This is a genomic window from Saccharothrix sp., assembly GCF_031180885.1.
Lineage (GTDB): Bacteria > Actinomycetota > Actinomycetes > Mycobacteriales > Pseudonocardiaceae > Actinosynnema.
In genome coordinates, this window is record NZ_JAPSLK010000013.1 from 16299 (window position 1) to 34276 (window position 17978).

General features: G+C 71.1%; 16 protein-coding genes. 4 read left to right on the forward strand and 12 right to left on the reverse strand.

The genetic code is table 11. From position 1 onward, the window contains the following. Positions 1 to 13 precede the first annotated feature (13 nt). Positions 14 to 370: a metalloregulator ArsR/SmtB family transcription factor gene (locus RIN75_RS17800; RefSeq protein ID WP_309113063.1), complete on the reverse strand. Its 357-nt coding sequence runs from the start codon at positions 368 to 370 to the stop codon at positions 14 to 16. 54 nt (positions 371 to 424) lie between these two features. Between RIN75_RS17800 and RIN75_RS17805 the strand changes: the two genes are divergently transcribed. Beyond that, entirely contained in the window at positions 425 to 1732 is a 1308-nt protein-coding gene (locus RIN75_RS17805; protein ID WP_309113064.1) for an MFS transporter, read from the forward strand. On the opposite strand, the gene RIN75_RS17810 is transcribed toward RIN75_RS17805, so the two are convergent. The 5 genes from RIN75_RS17810 to RIN75_RS17830 form a co-directional block, all read right to left on the reverse strand. Beyond that, positions 1729 to 2592 (reverse strand): alpha/beta fold hydrolase, encoded by an 864-nt coding sequence (locus RIN75_RS17810; protein ID WP_309113065.1) that lies wholly within the window; start codon positions 2590 to 2592, stop codon positions 1729 to 1731. The two genes, RIN75_RS17805 and RIN75_RS17810, sit on opposite strands and share 4 nt — an antisense overlap. 11 nt (positions 2593 to 2603) lie before the next feature. Next, positions 2604 to 2759: a hypothetical protein gene (locus RIN75_RS17815; RefSeq protein ID WP_309113066.1), complete on the reverse strand. Its 156-nt coding sequence runs from the start codon at positions 2757 to 2759 to the stop codon at positions 2604 to 2606. A 136-nt stretch (positions 2760 to 2895) separates the two neighbouring features. Then, positions 2896 to 4878, reverse strand: a complete 1983-nt coding sequence (locus tag RIN75_RS17820; protein ID WP_309113067.1) for a M12 family metallopeptidase — start codon at positions 4876 to 4878, stop codon at positions 2896 to 2898. A gap of 71 nt (positions 4879 to 4949) precedes the next feature. Further along, positions 4950 to 5282, reverse strand: a complete 333-nt coding sequence (locus RIN75_RS17825; protein ID WP_309113068.1) for a hypothetical protein — start codon at positions 5280 to 5282, stop codon at positions 4950 to 4952. 56 nt (positions 5283 to 5338) lie between these two features. Then, the gene (locus RIN75_RS17830) at positions 5339 to 5467 is read right to left on the reverse strand and encodes a hypothetical protein (RefSeq protein WP_309113069.1); all 129 of its coding nucleotides are present in this window, start codon (positions 5465 to 5467) and stop codon (positions 5339 to 5341) included. Between the two features lie 109 nt (positions 5468 to 5576). Here RIN75_RS17830 and RIN75_RS17835 point away from each other — a divergent pair, with 109 nt between their 5' ends. Together RIN75_RS17835 and RIN75_RS17840 are read left to right on the forward strand one after the other, a co-directional pair. Continuing rightward, on the forward strand, positions 5577 to 5822 hold the full coding sequence (locus RIN75_RS17835; protein WP_309113070.1) for a three-helix bundle dimerization domain-containing protein: 246 nt from the start codon (positions 5577 to 5579) through the stop codon (positions 5820 to 5822). Positions 5823 to 6041: 219 nt separating this feature from the next. Then, the gene (locus tag RIN75_RS17840) at positions 6042 to 6221 is read left to right on the forward strand and encodes a hypothetical protein (RefSeq protein ID WP_309113071.1); all 180 of its coding nucleotides are present in this window, start codon (positions 6042 to 6044) and stop codon (positions 6219 to 6221) included. Positions 6222 to 6243: 22 nt separating this feature from the next. Here the strand turns inward: RIN75_RS17840 and RIN75_RS17845 are convergent, their stop codons facing one another. After that, complete coding sequence (locus tag RIN75_RS17845; RefSeq protein ID WP_309113072.1) at positions 6244 to 7029, reverse strand: hypothetical protein; 786 nt, start codon at positions 7027 to 7029, stop codon at positions 6244 to 6246. Positions 7030 to 7047: 18 nt separating this feature from the next. Continuing rightward, on the reverse strand, positions 7048 to 13188 hold the full coding sequence (locus tag RIN75_RS17850) for an RHS repeat-associated core domain-containing protein (RefSeq protein WP_309113073.1): 6141 nt from the start codon (positions 13186 to 13188) through the stop codon (positions 7048 to 7050). A 365-nt stretch (positions 13189 to 13553) separates the two neighbouring features. Between RIN75_RS17850 and RIN75_RS17855 the strand changes: the two genes are divergently transcribed. Next, complete coding sequence (locus RIN75_RS17855; RefSeq protein ID WP_309113074.1) at positions 13554 to 14117, forward strand: DJ-1/PfpI family protein; 564 nt, start codon at positions 13554 to 13556, stop codon at positions 14115 to 14117. Between the two features lie 152 nt (positions 14118 to 14269). Here RIN75_RS17855 and RIN75_RS17860 read toward each other — a convergent pair whose 3' ends face one another. The 4 genes from RIN75_RS17860 to RIN75_RS17875 are packed head-to-tail and all read right to left on the reverse strand — an operon-like array spanning position 14270 to position 17969. Next, a complete protein-coding gene (locus tag RIN75_RS17860; protein ID WP_309113075.1) occupies positions 14270 to 14899 on the reverse strand; it encodes a hypothetical protein in 630 nt (209 codons plus the stop codon). A gap of 5 nt (positions 14900 to 14904) precedes the next feature. Further along, positions 14905 to 15795: a carbohydrate ABC transporter permease gene (locus RIN75_RS17865; RefSeq protein WP_309113076.1), complete on the reverse strand. Its 891-nt coding sequence runs from the start codon at positions 15793 to 15795 to the stop codon at positions 14905 to 14907. Then, on the reverse strand, positions 15792 to 16700 hold the full coding sequence (locus RIN75_RS17870) for a sugar ABC transporter permease (protein WP_309113077.1): 909 nt from the start codon (positions 16698 to 16700) through the stop codon (positions 15792 to 15794). Before RIN75_RS17870 ends, RIN75_RS17865 begins: the two co-directional genes overlap by 4 nt. A gap of 3 nt (positions 16701 to 16703) precedes the next feature. Continuing rightward, a complete protein-coding gene (locus RIN75_RS17875; protein WP_309113078.1) occupies positions 16704 to 17969 on the reverse strand; it encodes a sugar ABC transporter substrate-binding protein in 1266 nt (421 codons plus the stop codon). Positions 17970 to 17978: the final 9 nt, after the last annotated feature.

Here is a 17978-nt window from a genome sequence, read left to right on the forward strand (position 1 = left end):
CGCCGCCCGATCCTCAGTCGTGGTCGGGCAGGTCGGCCACGCGGTGGTGGGCGGCCTCGATCGCCTCGCCCAACAGCCGTCGCACGTGCCCCACCCGCACCCGGTAGAGCGCCCGCCGCCCGTCCCGGCGCACCGAGACCAGTCCGGCCAGCTTGAGCTTCGCCAAGTGCTGGGAGACCGCCGGCCGGGCGATGCCGACCGCGTTGGCCAACGTCGTCACGTCGTACTCCGCCCCGCACAGCAGCCACATCATGCGCAGCCGGGTGCCGTCGGCGAGCATCCGGAACCCGTCCACGGCGGCCTCCACGTGCTCGCCGGACGGTAGCTGCTGCCAGTCATGCGCTGTTGCAACGTCGTCGCGTGCGTACATGAGCACGTATGGTGCCAGGAGAACACCTGTCCACGCCACGCGGAGGCCGTGCCCATGCCGACCAACCCCGCCTACCGGCGGCTGTTCACCGCACAGTTGCTCGCCCTCGCGGGCACCGGCCTGGCCACGGTCGCGCTCGGCCTGCTCGCCTACGACCTCGCCGGCCCCGACGCCGGAGCCGTCCTGGGCACCGCGTTGGCCGTCAAGATGGTCGCCTACGTCGGCATCGCCCCCGTGGCGGGCGCGCTCGCCGCCCGGCTACCCCGCAAAACCCTCCTGGTCGCCATGGACGCCGTCCGCGCCGCCATCGCCCTCGCACTGCCCTGGGTCGACCAGATCTGGCAGGTCTACCTGCTGATCTTCCTGTTGCAAGCCGCCTCGGCCACGTTCACGCCCGCGTTCCAGGCCACGATCCCGACACTCCTGCCCGACGAACGCGACTACACCCGCGCGCTGAGCCTGTCCCGCCTCGCCTACGACCTGGAAAGCCTCGTCAGCCCGCTCATCGCGGCCGTCCTGCTCACCGTGATCAGCTACGACCTGCTGTTCGTCGGCACGTCCCTCGGCTTCGCCGCATCCGCCCTGCTGGTCGGCTCGGCACTGCTGCCCACGACCACCTACGCACGCACCACCGGCGCGACCACCCGGGGCATCCACATCTACCTGGCCACCCCGCGCCTGCGCGGCCTGCTCGCCGTCCACCTCGCCGTCGCCGCCGCAGGGTCGATGGTGCTGGTGAACACCGTGACCTACGTCCGCGACCTGCTCGGCCTGGACGACACCGCCGTCGCCCTGACCCTGGCCGCCAACGGCCTTGGCTCCCTGATCGCCGCCCTGGCCCTGCCCCGCATCCTGGACCGCGCACCCGACCGCAGGGTCATGCTCCGCGCGTCCGCCGTGCTCGCCGTGACCCTGTTCGCGGCCGTCCCGGTGACCGCGTGGCTGAGCAACTGGCCGACCCTGCTGATCCTGTGGGCCATCACGGGCGCGGCCGGCTCACTGGTCCTCACCCCGGCCGGCCGCCTGCTGCGCAGGTCCGCCCACCCCCACGACCTCCCCGCCGTGTTCGCCGCCGACTTCTCCCTCTCCCACGCCTGCTGGCTGCTCTGCTACCCGCTAGCCGGCTGGCTGGCCACCACCACGGGCATGACCACCACCCTCATCACCCTCGGCACGATCACCGCCGCCGCGACCACGTTCGCCATCCGCGTCTGGCCCACCCACGACCCGGACCTGGTCGAACACGACCACGACCACACCTGCGACCACAACCACCTGGAAGACGCCGAACTGGTCAACGGCCACTGGCGGCACGCCCACCCGTACCGCATCGACGACCTCCACACCCGATGGCCCGCCTAACCGCGGATGTGCTCCAGGATCGCGTCCGCGACAGTGCGGTGCACGGCAGCCGGCAACGCGTGACCCATGCCCGGCACCTCCAGCAACCTCGCACCCAGCAACGCCGCCAAGTGCCGACCCATCCCCGGCGGGTAGAACGGATCCAGTTCCCCCTGCACCACCAACGCCGGCACGCTCACCCGCCGCAGGTCATCCGCCCCACGCGGCAGCGGCTCGCCACCCAGCCGGACGTGCGCGGTGCTGGGCTCGAACGTCCCCGCGTGCGCGACCGCCCGCTCCTCCAGCCGCCGGTACTCCGCCGCGTCGAACGGCAGCCCGTCGCCGTGCAGCTCCCGCCACAGCTCGACCCGCCGCGCCAGCTCGGACTCCAGGTCCTCCCCCGGCACCGCCAGCGCGATCATCCGCTCCAGCCGCGCGCCCTCCAGCGGGACGACGTCCTCCGTCGACCCCATGTCCAGCGCGCCGGTGTGCATCAACGTCAGCGTGCGCACCCGATCGGCGTGGTCGACCGCCAGCAGCTGGGCGATGATCCCGCCCATCGACATCCCCACCACGTGCGCCTGCTCGATCCCGTGCGCGTCGAGCACCTCGACCGCGTCCTCGGCGAGGTCACCCATGCCGTAGTCGCCGTCGGGCACCCGCGTCGACCGGCCGGTGTCGCGGTGGTCGTACCGGACGACCCGGCACCCGCCTTCGACCAGCAGCGCCACGAACTCGTCCGGCCACCCGTGCGCCGGCGCGTTGGCGCCCATGACCAGCAGCACCGGCACCCCGCCGGGCTCCCCCAGCGCCTCGCTCCACAACACGACCGACCCGGACCGCGCCACCCGTTCCACCACGCTCCCCCAGAACTTGATCAAGGAGCCGCACGCTAACACAAGCCGGCCACCGCCCGGCCGGTCTCGGTGATCCGCAGGACCTCCTCGGCGGCGGCGGTCGTCGGGTGGTCCGGGCCGAGCACGCGCTCCCGGTCGGCCACCACCGCCTCCAGCAACGCGGGACCGGACCCGCCCATGCCGCTGCCCACCCGGACTACATCGCCGAAAGCTTTGCACCGCAACAGCTCCCGCGCGGGTCTTGCGGATCTTGGTGACGATCGTGATGTTCGCCTGACGCACTCGGCCCGGTTCCACGCCCGGAGGTGGAACCGGGCCGGTGTCGCGCTAGCGCTTGGCCGCCTTGGCCTTGCGGGTCGGCTTGGCCGGGTGGTCGTTCGCCGGGTGGTCGATGCCGTTGGCCGGGTGGTCGACGCCGTTGGACGCGCCGCCCAACCCGGCGACCTGCAGCGTCACCGTCTGCCCGTCCGCGTCGGTCACCAAGCCGCCGTCACCGTCCGCGGCAGTGGCCGCGGCGGGTTGCCCCACCGCACCCGACATGCCGCCGACACCGTCCCCGGCGGAAACCTCGACCGCAGCGGGAACGCCCATCTCCGCCCCGCCTGCACCGTCAGTGGCCATCGGGGTGCCTTCAGCGGCACCGGCGTCGACCAGGTCGACCAAGGTCTCGCCGTCGAACAGCCCGCCGACGCCCGAGGGCAGCGCCACGGCCTCTTCCGGCGACCCGGTGAAGTCCAAGGTGTCGGCCGACGCGGGTTCGACGAACTCGTAGTCCACCAGCCGCAGGCCGTTGGCGCTCTGCTGCTGCCAGCGCGCCCGGAAGCTCTCCCACGGCACGTTCGCCCACAGGTAGTAGGCGTCGGTGCCGGGCAGCCACACGCCGGAGTACCGGTTCTCGCCGCCCAACTGGTGCACGTTGATGTCCACCAGCCGCAGCCCCTGCCCCGCCCACTCCTGCCACTTCGCCCGGAAGCTGTCCCAGGACGCGTTGGCCCACAGCCCGTACCCGCCGGACCCGGCCAGCCACACCCCCGAGTACCGGGTCTGCCCACCGACCTCGTGGACGTTGATGTCGACCAGCCGCAGGCCCTGCGCGGCCCATTCCTGCCACTTCGCCTTGAAGCTGTCCCACGAGGCGTTGACCCACAGTGCGTAACCTCCGGTCCCCGCGCGCCACACGCCGGAGTACCGGTTCTCGTCGCCCACGCGCAGCACGTGCAGGTCGACCAGGCGCAACCCCTGGCCGGCCCACTCCTGCCACTTCGCCTTGAAGCTGTCCCAGGACGCGTTGGCCCACAGCGCGTAGCCGCCCGACCCGGCGGTCCACACGCCGGAGTAGCGGTTCTCGCCGCCGACCCGCCGGACGTTGATGTCGATCAGCCGCAGGCCCTGCGCCGCCCACTCCTGCCACTTGGCCACGAAGCTGTCCCAGCTCACGTTCACCCACAGCGCGTGCTTCCCGCTGCCCGCGCGGAAGACGCCGGTGTGGCCGCGCCCGGTGAACCGCGCGTACATGTGCGCGATGGTCACCCGGTCGCCGAAGCTCAGGCCGTTGCGCTGCCCGATCGTCACGCCCGCCCGCTTCGGCACGATGGTCGTGGCGCCGTTGATGCCGAACGCGGTCGGGCCGTAGTGCATGATCGAGTCGTAGTCGTAGTCGAAGTAGTCGGTGAAGCCGTCGCAGAACCGGTCGAAGTTGGACTCGAACCCGTCCTGGATGTTGCCGTAGTTGATGGTCACGAACTGGTCGCGGTCGCACCGGCTCTGCTCGTGCAGGATGCCCAGCGAGTGCAGGCACTCGTGGACCGTGGTGCCCATCGTCGCGCCGTCGGACAGGCGGATGAGCTGCTCCCCGCCGCGCATCCCGATCGGCGACGAACTCCAGTTCTGCCCCGGGTTGCGCACGAACCGCACGTAGTTGGCCTGGCTGGTGCGCGCGACGAACCGGATGGCGGTGTTCTCCTCGATGTGCGCGATGGCCTGGGTGACACGGGCCTGGTTGGGCAGGCCCGCGTCGACGACGAACGGCACGACGCCGTTCGTCCACAGCATGTCCGAATCGGACGGCAGCCCGATCCCGAGCGCCTCGGACGGGGGTTGCCCCACGTCCGCCGGTTCGCCGGGGCGCATTCTGGCGGCGGCGACCTCGACCTCCTCGGCCGGCCCCATGTCGATGCACCCCTGGTAGAGCGCGATGCCGTCGACCACGCTGTAGCGCACCGGCTTGTCGACGAACCCGGGCCCGGACAGGAACCCGGTGCGGACCTCCCGGCTGGCGGCCATGTCGTCACTGGTCACGATCTCGTTCACGGGTGTCTCCTTCCGAAAAGAATGCGTTTGTGGAACGGAGGCATCTGGGGAACGCCAGATACGGCGAGTTCTCAGGCCTCGACCGGGTGAAGGTCGACGACCATGGGCACGCGGGTGACCCGGTGCGCGGCGGTGGTGACGAGGTCGCCCCGGGTGACCACCCCGGAGCCGTCCCGGTCACCGTGCGCGCGCACCACGAAGGTCCCGGGGCCGTCGACGTCCGCGTCCACGGCGAACGGCAGCTCCAGCCCACCGGCGGGGACGCTCACCGCGGGCAGGGTCACCACGGCGACCGTGCGCGCGGGGGCGTCGGCCTCGGACACGTCGCGGACCTCGACGCGAACCCGGTCGAACCGGACCGGGGCATCGGCAGACGGGAACCGCAACGTCCCCACAACGCGCACGATCCAGCACCATACGCGTAACCGCCCGACCACACATCCGGACCGGTGACACCGCGTCACCGCAGCCAGAACGCCTGCACCAGGGCCGCCGACCCGCTCGACTCGGCGACCCGCCCGACCACCACCGCGTCCCGGCCCGCCCGCACCACCTGCCGCGGGTTGGCGCATGATGCGGATTCGCTCACCGAAAGTCCAGACTGGCTTTGTCCAACGTTTCAACCTTACGGTCGATCCCGGACGGCGGGGCTCGGCAGAGGTCGGACGGTGGCCTCCAAGCCCGCTTGGAGGGCTGTGATGGGCGACAGGCTCGAAGGTCACGTGGTTCGCGATCCGCACGACTTGCACACCCGCGTCGAGGTCCAGCTCGACCAGGCCGCCGAGGAACTGACCCGCAGATTGCCGCGCGGCACGAGCTACCAGGTGGTGCGCGACGCCGTCACGGAGTCCTACCGGCAGCTCGCCGCGCGGGCCAAGGTGCACGGGTTCCTGCCCATCCTGGCCGCCAAGCTCGCCCAGCGGCGACTCCAGGGCGTCCGCTGACCCCGCTCGGGTCGCGATGAGCGCTGTCCGTTTCCTGAACCGCGCCGTGTCGCGCATGGGGGCACCGGGAGCCGTGCCATCGTGAAGAACATGAACGCCATCGGTGCCCACCGCGCACCCGGTCACCCGCCGCGATCGGTCGCGGAACTGGCCGCGTCCTCGCCCGAGTGGCAGGTGGAGACCGACCGACGGGGGCGGTAGCTCACCGTGGAGCGGCGGGTGGCGCGCGGGGCTCGGCGGTGGGTGATCGGGTTGACGCCGGTCCGGGAAGGGGTCACGGCGCTGGTGCTGTGGTCGGGCGACACCGTGGCCGGGCACGCGCGCGGGACCGAGGCGGAGATGTGCGCGCGGGCGCACCGATGGGCGGCGGAACTGCTCAGCGACAAGCTGATGCCCTGACCGACGAAGGGGCCGCGACCGGTCAGCGGACGGTCACCCGCACGCGTTGCGGCAGCGCCCCCCGCACCTCCGCCTCCCCCACACCGCAGTTGATCAGCCGGACCTCGCGCAGGGCCGGGTTCTGCGCGAGGTCGGACAAGCCGGTCACGCCGGCCGCGTTCGACATCCACACCTTCACCAGCGGCGCGGACGCGAGCACCGAAACGTCCAGCACGGAGTGCGTGTTCTTCCGCGACCCCATCAGCTTCAGCTCGCGCAACGACGACATCCCCGCCAACGGCCCCAGATCGGGCAGGCCGGCGTCCAGCACCTCCAAAACCTCCAACGAGCTGCCCTCGATCCCGTGCAGGGACGCCGACTGGTTCTTCCCCTCCACGTGCAACACGCGCAGCTTCCCGGCGCCCGCCAGCACCCCCAGGTCCGCGTCCCGCCACCCGCCGAGCCGGAACTCCTCCAGGTTCGGCCACCGGGCCGCCGAGATCCCCGGCCGGTTGGTCAGGCACAGCCGGACCAGGTTCGGCTGCACCACTTCCGGCACCGCCCGCGACGAGCCGGTGACCAGCGACAACTCCTCCAGCGACTCGACCAGGAACGCGTGCGTGTCGTCGCGGAACCGGCGTTCCAACGCGAGGTACCGCAGACCCGGCACGTCCAGCACGAACGAAAGGTCCGGCGGTGTCCACTCCGGACCCGGCACCAGCACGAGCCCGTCGCACCCCTGGTCGCGGTAGCGCTCCAGCGCCACCGCCGACCAGGGACCGTCCACATCGGCGTACCAGTGGAGCACCCGGTAGCCACTTCGTGCCATCAGCCGCCTCGGGGTGGTTCAGTGGCTCGGCGGGTTGACCCGGTTCAGGAGCGTGCCGCTGCCAATCCCGCCATGGTAGTCGACCAAGTTCCGCTCCAAGCCGTGGATCTCGGCGTCGTCGGCCCCCGGCATTTCGATCCAGTCCAGCTGCCGGACGTCCGAACGCTGGTACCCCGCGCTCGCCACGGCGTGCTCGTCGTCGGTGAACGCGCGGTGGATGCGCTTGTGGATGGTGTTCTTCTTGGTCGCCGAACCCACGTAGATCATGTTGTCGGACATCGTGATGATGTAGACGCCCTGGGTGTCCGGGATGTCCAGCCGCCCGGTCGGCGAGTGGTTGCCGAACGTCCGGCAGCTGTTGTTGTGGACGAGGACGGCGGCCGACCCCGCCATGACGTAGTAGGTCTCGATGCCGTCGACCGAGAGGTCGAACGTGCGCCAGTGCCGCCGTTCCGCCCGGACTGCGTCGACCTGGACGTACGTGCCCGCCGACGTCCGCAGCAGGTCACCCGGGCGCAGGTCGCCGGCGTCGACCCACCGGCCGGCGGTGGCCGACCAGAACGGGTGGTTGTCCGTGGTGGTGACGGTGTGCCGCTCGCCCCGGTCGTCGCGGGTGGTGACCAGGACGAAGTCCTTGTCGTGGTCGGTCCGGAACGTGTGCGTGGCCTGGCGGTCCTCGGTGCGGCCGGTCACCGGGTCGGTGGACCGGACGGTGTCACCCGGCCGGACCGACTCGATGTCCTTGGTCGTGCCGTCGGCCATCAGCACGCGGGTGCCCGCGACGAAGCTGTGCTGGCGGCGCGGCAACGGGCACGACTCGGTCCGTGCGGTGTTCTCCGGCGCCTTCTTCTCCGGCGCGGCCTTCTTGGTCGCCGCCTTCGCCTTGGCTGCCTTGGCTTTCGCCCGTTCGGCCGCCTGCGCCGCCGCCTTCTTCGCCGCCTCCTCGGCGATCGCGCGCGCCCTGGCGGCCTTCTCCGCCGCCGCCTTGGCCGCTGCCGCCGCGGCGGCCCGAGCGGCTTCGGCGGCCTTCTCCGCGCCCTGGATGATGGCGCGCGCCCACCTGATCTCCTGGAAGAAGGTGACGACCGCCTTGCCGGCGCGGAAGATGGCCTCCGCGATCTTCTTCGCCTTGAAGATCTTGCCCCACGGCAGCGCGCCGATGACCATGGACACGCACGCGCCGATGTCGCCCTTGAGGCAGTTGACGATGTCGTTGATCCCCAGGAACTCCATGAGGATCTGGCCGCCGGCCTCCAGGATCACGTCGAGCAGGCTCTTGCTCTGGATCTGCTGCGCCTTCGCCACGTCCTCCGGGCTGGGCCCGGTGGGTTGCGTGCCGCCGGTCTCCGCCGGCGCGCCGCCGCCACCGCCGCCCGCGTCGACCACCGCGCCGGTCGGGTCGGTGAAGGACAACGGGTTGTTCTCGGCGTAGGCGTAGGCCGAGATCGCGGGACCCGGCTGCGGCATCGGGTCGGTACTGGCGAACCGGCCGGTGTCGGGGTTGTAGTTGCGGGCGCGGAGGAAGTAGTTGCCCTCGCCCGTGGTGGAGTCCTGGTACGCGCCCGTGTACTTCAACGGGTTGGCGGGACCGGTCGGGTCGCCGGGCTTGAGGGTGTCGCCCTGGCGCGGGTTGCCGAACGGGTCGTAGTCGTAGCCCGCCTCCGGCACACCGCTGGGGCTGAGCATGTTCGCCGTGCCGCCGAGCCAGTCGTGGGTGTACGGGTGGGCACCGGTGGCGGGGTCGAGCAGGGCCAGCGGCTCGTCGTCGGGGCCGTAGGTGAAGCCCCGGCGCTCGGTGGTCGTGCCGGCGGCGTTGGTGGTGACGTCGAGGGCGATCTGGGGCAGGGTGCCGTTGACGTCCCAGCTCCACCGCTGCGTGGTGGCCGCCGCGCCCTCGCCGGACGTGGTGGTCAGGCGCAGACCTGCGGCGTCGTAGGCGAACGCCGTCGTGCGCCCGCCAACCGTGGCGCCGGCCAGGGTGTTGTCGAGGTTGTAGGCGAAGGTGTCACGGCCGGCCCTGGTCTGGTTGCCGTTGAGGTCGTAGTCGTAGTCGGTGACCACGCTGGGCCAGCCGGTGGCCTCGCCGTCGGGCGCGTTGCCCGCCCGGTGCTGGACGACCACGCGCCGGGTGAGCTGGTCGGCGGCGTCGTACTTGTAGAAGGTGGTGTCGCTGCCGGCGGTGCCGGTGCGCTTCTGGGTCAGCCGGTTGCCGACCAGGTCGTAGGTGTAGTCGATGCGCCCGGCGGCCTGGGTGTGGCGGTCGCAGTCGTTGGCCGCGTAACAGGCCGAGGTGACGCGGTCGGCGTCGTCGTAGGCGTAGGCGACGGCCTCGGACACCCCGCCGCGGGTGGTGGTGACCTTCGTCGGGTTGCCGACCGGGTCCAGGTCGAGCCGGTACGCCGAGATCGGGTCCTGCACGTTCGGCGGTGCGCCCGCGCCCGGCATGCGTTCGGTGCCGATGGCGGTCAGGCGGCCCGCGTCGTCGTAGGTGCGCCGTTCGAGCAGGCCGGTGGCCGCGGGCAGGGTGGTGGTGGTGCGGCGGCCCGCGACGTCGTAGCCGAAGCGCCAGGTCGCCGGGTCCGCGCCCGCGCCGCCGCCGCGCACGGTGAGTTCGGTGATCCGGCTGTCGGCGTCGTAACCGCTGGTCACGCGGGTGCCGTCGGGGTAGGTGCGGCCGGTGACGTTGCCGCGCACGTCGTAGTCGTAGGAGAAGGTCTCGCTGCGGCCCGCCTCCTCGCGGACCACGCGGGTGATCTGGTCCTCGTCGTCGTAGGTCACCTTCCGCACGCCCAGCGGGTCGCCGAAGGCGGTGATGCGGTCCTTGGCGTCGTAGGCCCACGAGTACTTGGGTCCGCTGTCGCCCAACGCGCGTTCGGTGCGGCGGCCGACGATGTCGTAGGTGTCGACGATGGTCCGCTTGGCGCGTTCGGCGTCGCTGAGCCGCTCGTGCTCGCCTCGGGTGATGGCGGAGACGAGGTTGTTCTCCACGTCGTAGGTGGCCTCGACGCGGCGGCCGAGCGGGTCGGTGGTCGCGATGGGGCGGCCGGCGCGGTCGTAGTCGATGCGCCGCACGTGGTGGTTGGGGTCGCGGATCGACTTGAGCAGGCCGTCGTCGTGGTAGCTGTAGACGGTGGCCTCGTGGTGCGGGGCGTGCGGGCGGAACCGCGAATCGGGGCCGTGGGTGCTGTCGATCCGGTTGTCCTCGCGGTACCGGTAGTGGGTGGTGTGGCCGTTGGCGTCGGTGACCGAGGTGAGCCGGTTGGTGGCGTCGAACGTGGACACCGTGGTGTGGTCCAGCGGGTCGATCACCTTGGTGCGGTTGCCCGCGAGGTCGTACTCGAAGTGCGTGGTGAACTTCTCGCGGTCGGCGCCCTCGACGTTGCCGCGCGGCTCGGTCACGCTCGCCAGCAGGCCGTCGTCGGTGTAGGTCCACGTGGTCACGCCGCCGGTGGCGCTCTCCTGGCGGATTTTGTTGCCGGCCTCGTCGTAGGTCGACTTGGTGGTGTTGCGGCCGGCGTCGGTGTTGGAGGTCTGGCGGCCGTTGCGGTCGTAGCCCATGTCCAGCTCGCGGCCCAGGCTGTCGGTCGCGCCGGTGATCCGGCCGTTGTCGTCGCGCCGGAACGTGGACTCCTTGTTGAACTCGTCCACTGTGGACCTCGTCCGGTCCAGCTCGTCGACCTTGATGTCCTTGTGCACCACCTGGCCGCCCGGGTACGGGCGCGAGATGCGCACGAGGTTGTCGTTGGCGTCGTAGCGGTAGGTGGTGGTGAAGTCCGCCGGGTTCGCCCCGGACACGTTGCCGCGCGGCGAGACCACCTGGTGCAGCAGACCCTTGGCGTTGTAGCGGTACGAGGTGACGATGTCGGGCTGGTGGTGGCCCATCTCGATGCGCACCGAGGCGCGGCGGCCGGCGGCGGTGTAGCTGATCGAGGTGGTCTTGCGCGGGTCGACGACCTTCTCCAGCCGCCCGTTGTCCAGGTACCGGTACTCGACCTTGACCGACTCGGGGCTCACCGTGGCGCTGACCCGGCCGACCTCGTCGTAGCGCGTGCGCCACGAGTGCCGCTTGCCCGGCTCGGACACCTCGACCACGCGGTCCTGCGCGTCGAAGCGGTACTCGGTGGTGAACGCCTTGCGGTCCGCGCCCGGCACCGTGCCGCGGGGGTCGGTCGAGCTGGTCCGGCGGCCGGTCGCGTCGTACCCGACCTCGGTCCGCCGGCCCTCCGGGGAGATCACGGCCGCGAGCATCCCGGAGTTCGCCCGACCGGCCGGGATGTGCTCGAAGCGGGTGACCTTGCCGCGCTGGTCGGTCGTGGTGGTGCGCAGGCCGCGCTCGTCGTAGGCGTGGGTGATCGAGTGGTTCTCGGCGTCGGTGGTGCGGACGAGTTCGTTGAACTCGTTGAAGGTGTTCTTCCAGACCGCGCCCTTGGCGTCGGTGAACTCGATCGGGTTGTTGCGCTCGTCGAACTTCGTCTTCTCGTCGAAGCCCTGCGGGGCGACCCGCCGGGTCGAGTTGCCGTTGGCGTCGTGCTCGGACTCGTGCTGGTTGTGGCTGCCGTTGACCAGCAGGTTGCGGTTCAGCGACCCGTCGTAGCGGTGCAGGTCGGTGTCGCCCGCGCCGCGCCGGGTGTAGAGCAGCACGTTGCCGCGGTAGCCGTCGCGGACGATCACGCCGTCCGCGTCGGTCGTGGTCGCCTCCTGCTCGGCGGCGTTCCAGGCGAACGCGGTGGCGTTGCCCAGGGCGTCGAGCTGCCGCGCCATCCGGCCGGCGGCGTCGTACTCGTTGCGCACCAACGTCGTGCGGTGCGGCTGCGGGTCGGTGACCTCGGTCAGCCGGCCCTCGGCGGAGTAGGCGTAGCGCCACTGGCCGCCACGGGGGTCCTTGTAGACGGCGAGCCGGCCGGCGGCGTCGTACTCGTAGTGGACCTTGCGGTGGTCGGGCAGGGTGATCGAGCGGATCAGGCCGCCTTCGACGCGGACCCGCACCACCCGGTCGGACGGGTCGGTGATCGTGATCTCGTCCACGCCGTACGCGAGCGTCACGCCGATGCCGCGCGGGTTGCGGACCGACACCAGGCGGCCCTCGCCGTCGAAGCCGTAGACCAGCTGGGTCACGGTGACCAGTTCCCAGCCGGAATCGGTCTTGCGCAGCGTCGACCGGACCCCCGGCGGACGCCGGAAGCCGCCGCCGTCGGCCGGCCGGAACCGCACGCTCGCGCCGTCGTCGGCCTGCACGACCACGCCGTCGTCGGTCTGGGTCACGCGCATCCCGTAGGACCACGCCCAGCCCGGTCCGAACAGGCCCGGCGCGGTCAGCGTCGAGGAGTACACGCGCGTGGACGCGAACGGGACGCCGAAGGAGGCCATCGCCAGGTCGGGCTCCACGCGCGTGAACGCGCCGGTCGCGGTGTTCACGCCGTCGCCGCGGAACGCCTGCCGGGCCGCGGTGGTGCTCAACGCCACCCCGCAGCCGCAGCCCGAGGTCTGCTCGACCGGGACCTCCGGCGGCAGCACCGTGCGGCGCGGCCGGGTGTTCGGGCCGGGGGTGGACACGACCTCGCCGCCGGCGTCCAGCACCGCGGCCAGCGTGACGAAGTACTCCTTGCCCGGGTCCAGCGCCCAGCCCTCCTGCGCGCCGAACGTCCGGCAGAACTGCCGCACCACGCCGCACGGGGTTCGCAGGTCCGACCGGGGCAGCACGGTCGAGGCCTGCTCGGTGCCCGTCGAGGCCTCGAAGACCCTGGCCCGCCACGACGACCAGGCGCGGCCGTCGTCCCGGACGTCGAAGTAGACCACCAGCGAGGTGTCGCCCAGCGCGAACCCGGGCCGCGTCAGGACTCCGCTGAAGATCTCGTCGGCCTGTGCCGCGGTGCGGACGCGTTCGAAGTCCTCAGTGGACAGCTGTCGCGGTTCGCCGCCCGCCTTGACGCCCGCGGGCACGACCGGTGGCCACCGGTCCGGTGGCACCGCCTCGTCCGGTCGCGCCGACGCCGGCGCCGGCCGGTCCACCGGCCCCGCGCCCGCCGTCACCCCCGGCACCTCGCCCGCGACCGCCCGCGCCCACGTGACCGGCTGCACCAGGCTCGCCGCCACCAGCGCCACGCACACCGACGCCAACCAGCGAACCCGACTCCCCCGAACCGTGCTCAACTCCGCCACGACTCCCCCGAAATCCCGACCCCCAGGCGGCGAACCACACGCCGGAACAGGTCGCGGATCAAAGCCTGCAAGATCTACGTAAAATCTCCCACCGGCGACCATTGAAGCGGAGACGCGGCAGCAAAACCACATCCGACCGGGTGAAGCCCTACCCCCGATCGAGATGACGCGGAATAACGCCGAAATCGCTGAAGAGATCAAAAAATCCCGCGCCGCAGGAATTTCACAATTCAACTTCCGACCGGAAACGCGGCGTCCGAACAGAACCGGTTCGACACCCGTCCGGACGCTTGTGCCCGCCAGTCGGGGCTCCCTAGGGTGGGCGACGTGATCGAACCGGTTCGATGCCCGGACGAGGAGCGCGCATGGCTCGGGTGCTGATCCTGACCGCCGACGCCGCCGAGGAACTCGACTCGATGTACCCGGTCTTCCGCCTGCGCGAGGGCGGTCACGAGGCGATCGTGGCCGCGCCCACCAAGCGCGCGGTGAAGCTGGTGGTGCACGACTTCGAGCCCGATTGCGACGCCTACACGGAGAAACCCGGCCACCTGCTGCCGGTGGACGTGGCGTTCGGCGACGTCGACCCGGAGGAGTTCCACGGGCTGGTGATCCCCGGCGGACGGGCGCCGGAGTACATCCGGACCAGCCCCGACGTGGCCCGCATCGTCCGCCACTTCTTCGACCGCGGCCTCCCGGTCGGCACCATCTGCCACGGCCCGCAGGTGCCCGCCGCCCTCGGCCTGCTGAAGGGCCGCACCACCGCCGCCTACCCGCCGTTGAAGGTGGACATGGAACTGGCGGGCGCGACGTTCGTCGACCTGCCCGACGCCGTCGACGGACCCATGGTGTCCTGCCGCGGCTGGCCGGACCTGCCGCTGTGGTCGCGCGCGTTCATGCGGGTGCTGGAGGACCTGCACGTCCCGGCGTGAGGCCGGCTCCCGGCGTGAGGCCGGCTCCCGGCGTGAGGCCGACTCCGGCGTTGGGCCGGCTCACGGCGGGATGCCGTCCGGGGGTCGGGATCTCCAGGCAGCGACGATCAAGGCAGCGACGATCAAGGCAGCGACGATCAAGGCAGCGACGATCAAGGCAGCCGCGCGACCACCGCCCGGGTGTTGCCGAACACCACGTAGAGCAGGGGCGCGCATGCCACGAGCAGGCCCGCCACCGGTTGCAGCAGCACGACCGCGACCACCGTGGCGAGCACGACGGCGTTGAGCAGGGCCAGGTACCAGCGCCGAGCGGTCAGGAACAGGCACGAGCGCACCAACCCCCGCGGCGGAACGGGACGGGTGGCGGCCACGAGGATCACGGCGAGCGCGCACGTCACCACCAGGACACCGGTGGAGACGAACAACGGCAGCAGCGCGGGAACCGCCCGCGCGTCCACCGCGAGCACGACCACCACCAGGGCCGCGCCGTACCACGCGGTCAGCGACGCCCGGAACGCCCGCCGGTAAGCCGTCCAGAACGGTCGCCACACCCGCGACGACCCGTCGGCGAACACGCCGAAGACCCCGGCCAGCGCCGGGGCGCAACACCCCGACAGCGCCACGAAGAACGGCCACGACGCCACCGGGTCCGCCACCACCGCCAGCGCCACCACCACGGGCAGACAGGACCCGGTGAGCAGCACGTTGGCCATGAGGCAGACATAAACTGCGCCGAACAGCTTCTCGTACGTCTGCTGCGCGGCAGGGCGGAGCAACCGCACCGGGCTCACCCCTTCAGGCCCGTCGTGGCGATGCCGCGGATGAAGTACCGCTGCCCCGCGAGGAACACCACCAGGATCGGCAGCACCGACAGAACCGCGCCGGTCATGATCATGGCGTACTCGGCGTCGTACTGGCCCACGAACGACTTCAGCCCCAACTGCACCGTCCACAGCTCGTTGCCGGTGAGGTAGATGAACGGCCCCAGGTAGTCGTTCCAGGTCGTGACGAAGGTCAGCAGCGCCAGGCTGGCCAGGGCGGGCCGGGACAGCGGCAGCACGATCCGCAGGTAGATGCCGTACTCGCTGAGCCCGTCGATGCGCGCCGCCTCGCACAACTCGTCCGGGATCGACAGGTAGTACTGCCGCAGCAGGAACACGCCGAAAGCACCGAACGCCTGCAACAGCACGATCGACCAGTAGGTGTTCGTCAGCTCGGCTTTCTGCATCATGATGTACTGCGGCACCATGTATGCCTGCCACGGCACGGCGATGGTCGCGATGTAGGCAAGGAAAATCGCGTCCCGGCCGGGGAATCGGACCTTGGCGAAGCCGTAGGCCGCGAAGCTGCCGGTGAGCACCTGGAGCAGGGTGACCGTCGAGGCGAGGAACGCGGAGTTGCCGAGCTGGTCGGCCAACGGGATGCGGTCCCAGATCTCGACGAAGTTCGACCAGCGCACTTCCTCGGGAATCCACCGCGTCGGCACGGTGAACACCTGGTTGTCCCGCTTCAGCGACGCCGACACCATCCACGCGAAGGGCACGAGCACCACCAACGCCATGCCGGTGAGCGCCGCGTAGGCCGCGACAGTGCGCAGCGACCGGGTGCGCGGTCGACGCACGGGAGTCGGGGCCGGGGAGTCGGGACGGGCCTCGGGTGGTGACGCGAGCGCGGTCACGGGGCGTTCCTCCGCTCGTTGAGCCGGAACTGGAGCACGGTCACCGACAGCACGATCACGAACAGGACCAGCGCGATCGCCGACGAGTAGCCGAAGTGGCCCTCCACGATGCCCTCGCGGTAGACCAGTTGCGCGAGCACGAGCGTGCTGCGGCCGGGTCCGCCGTTGGTCATGACCACGATGAGGTCGAGGACCTTGAAGCTCTGGATGGTCAGCATCACCAGGACGAAGAACGTGGTGGGGCGCAGGCACGGCAGCGTGATGTGCCGGAACCGGTGCCACGCGCCGGCGCCGTCGACCCGCGCGGCCTCGTAGTACTCCGCCGGGATCGCCTGGAGCCCGGCCAGGTAGAGCACCATGTAGTACCCCATGTCCCGCCAGACGCTGGTGATGATCACGGCGGGCATGGCCCAGTCGGTGCTGGTCACCCACCCGGGCGGGGTGTCCACGCCGAGCACGCCCAGGAGCTGGTTGACCGGGCCGGCGGTCGGGTTGAACAGCATGTTCCACACCACGGCGACGGCGACCAGCGAGGTCACGTACGGCAGGAAGGCCGCGGTGCGGAAGAACCCCACACCGCGGACCTTCCGGTCCAGCACGACCGCCAGCGCGAGCGCCGCCACCAGGGTGAGCGGGATGTGGCCCGCCGCGTAGTACAGGGTGTTGGTGAGCGCCGTGCGGAAGTTGTCGTCCTCCAGCAACTTCGCGAAGTTGTCCAGCCCCACCCACTCCGGCGCGCGGTAGGAGTCCCAGTCGGCGAAGGCCAGGACGAACGTGGCGAGCACCGGCACGAGGGTGAACAGGGCGAAGCCGAGGAGGTTGGGGAGGATGAAGCTCCACCCGACGAGGGTGTCGCGCCGGCGGCGGGCGGAGCGGCACGGTGAATGGGTCTGCGTGATGGTCACGGCTCAGTCCACGACGTCGGCGACGCGGTCGCGCATGGACCGGATGCCGTCCTCGACGGACTTGTCGCCGACCATGATCAACTGGTGTTCCTCGCGGAGGATGGTGTCCACGTCCGAGGTGTGCTCGTCCACGGGCATCTCCAGCGCGATCTTGTCGGGCGCGAACGCCTTGCGGGTCAGCTCGTCGGTCGGCATCCCGGGCAGCGCCAGGTACTGCTCGGTGATGTCCTTGCCGCGCAACGCGGGCACCACGCCGACCGCGGTGATGGCCTTCGCGCCCTCGGCGCCGGCGGCGAACTCCACGAACTTGCGCGCCGCGTTGGGGTGCTTGGCGTTCTTGTTGACCGCGAACGCGGTCGGCGAGCCGAACGTGGTCACCCCGGTCGCGCCCGGCCGTTGCGGCATCGGCGCGACGCCCCAGTCGACGGCCGTGTCGCCCTTGGCCCGCGCGGCGAGGACGCCGGCGACGTACCAGGTGCCCATCGGCACCATCGCGGCGGACTCGCTCTCGAACATGGTGCGGTAGCTGGACTGCTGCGTGCTCGCGGTGGCGAAGTCGAGGGCCGCGCCGGCGTCCTGGAGGCCCAGCGCGGTGCGGTACTGGTCGGCGAAGAACGTGTAGTCGCCGGTGATCTGGTGGCCGCCGGTCTGCGCCGCCGCGATCGCGTGCACGACCGAGCGCCAGGTGTGGTGGTAGGCGCCGTAGACCTTCTTGCCGTCCCGCTCGCGGGTGAGCTTGCGGGCGATCTCGGCGTACTTGTCCCAGGTCAGCGCTTCCGGCGCGCCGATCCCGGCTTCGGCGAACAGCTTCTTGTTGTAGTACAGCACCCAGAAGTCGTTGCGGTAGGGCAGCGCGAAGTAGGAGCCCTTGACGTCGAACGCGTCGAGGCCGGACAGGTCCTTGGCGGCGCGGGCGAGGTCGGTGACGTCGGCGAGCTGGCCGCGGCCGGCGTAGCGGGCGTAGTCGGTGACGTTCTTCATGGTGATCACGTCGGTCTTGTCGCCGCCGGCGAGCATCGTGGTGACCTTCTGCGGGTAGTCGTCGGCGAGGATGTCCACCGGCTGGACGTCCACGTCCGGGTTGGCCCGCTCGAAGGCGTCGAACAGCGCCTTGAACTCGGGCGTGCCCGCGAGGTTCCACACCGACACGGTCAGCGTGACCGGCCCGCCCTCGTCCTCGCTCGACCCGCAGCCGGCCACGACCAGGGCCAACGCCGAGAGCGCCGCCAGCAGTCGCCGCCGTGTGGCGGGCTTGTTCGGAGTCGCCATTGATTCCGT

Excerpts from the sequence above, each read along its gene's own strand:
- RIN75_RS17800 (WP_309113063.1), bottom strand. The coding sequence starts at position 370 with ATGTACGCACGCGACGACGTTGCAACAGCGCATGACTGGCAGCAGCTA.
- RIN75_RS17855 (WP_309113074.1), top strand. The coding sequence starts at position 13,554 with ATGGCTCGGGTGCTGATCCTGACCGCCGACGCCGCCGAGGAACTCGAC.
- RIN75_RS17835 (WP_309113070.1), top strand. The coding sequence starts at position 5,577 with ATGGGCGACAGGCTCGAAGGTCACGTGGTTCGCGATCCGCACGACTTG.
- RIN75_RS17875 (WP_309113078.1), bottom strand. The coding sequence starts at position 17,969 with ATGGCGACTCCGAACAAGCCCGCCACACGGCGGCGACTGCTGGCGGCG.
- RIN75_RS17845 (WP_309113072.1), bottom strand. The coding sequence starts at position 7,029 with ATGGCACGAAGTGGCTACCGGGTGCTCCACTGGTACGCCGATGTGGAC.
- RIN75_RS17805 (WP_309113064.1), top strand. The coding sequence starts at position 425 with ATGCCGACCAACCCCGCCTACCGGCGGCTGTTCACCGCACAGTTGCTC.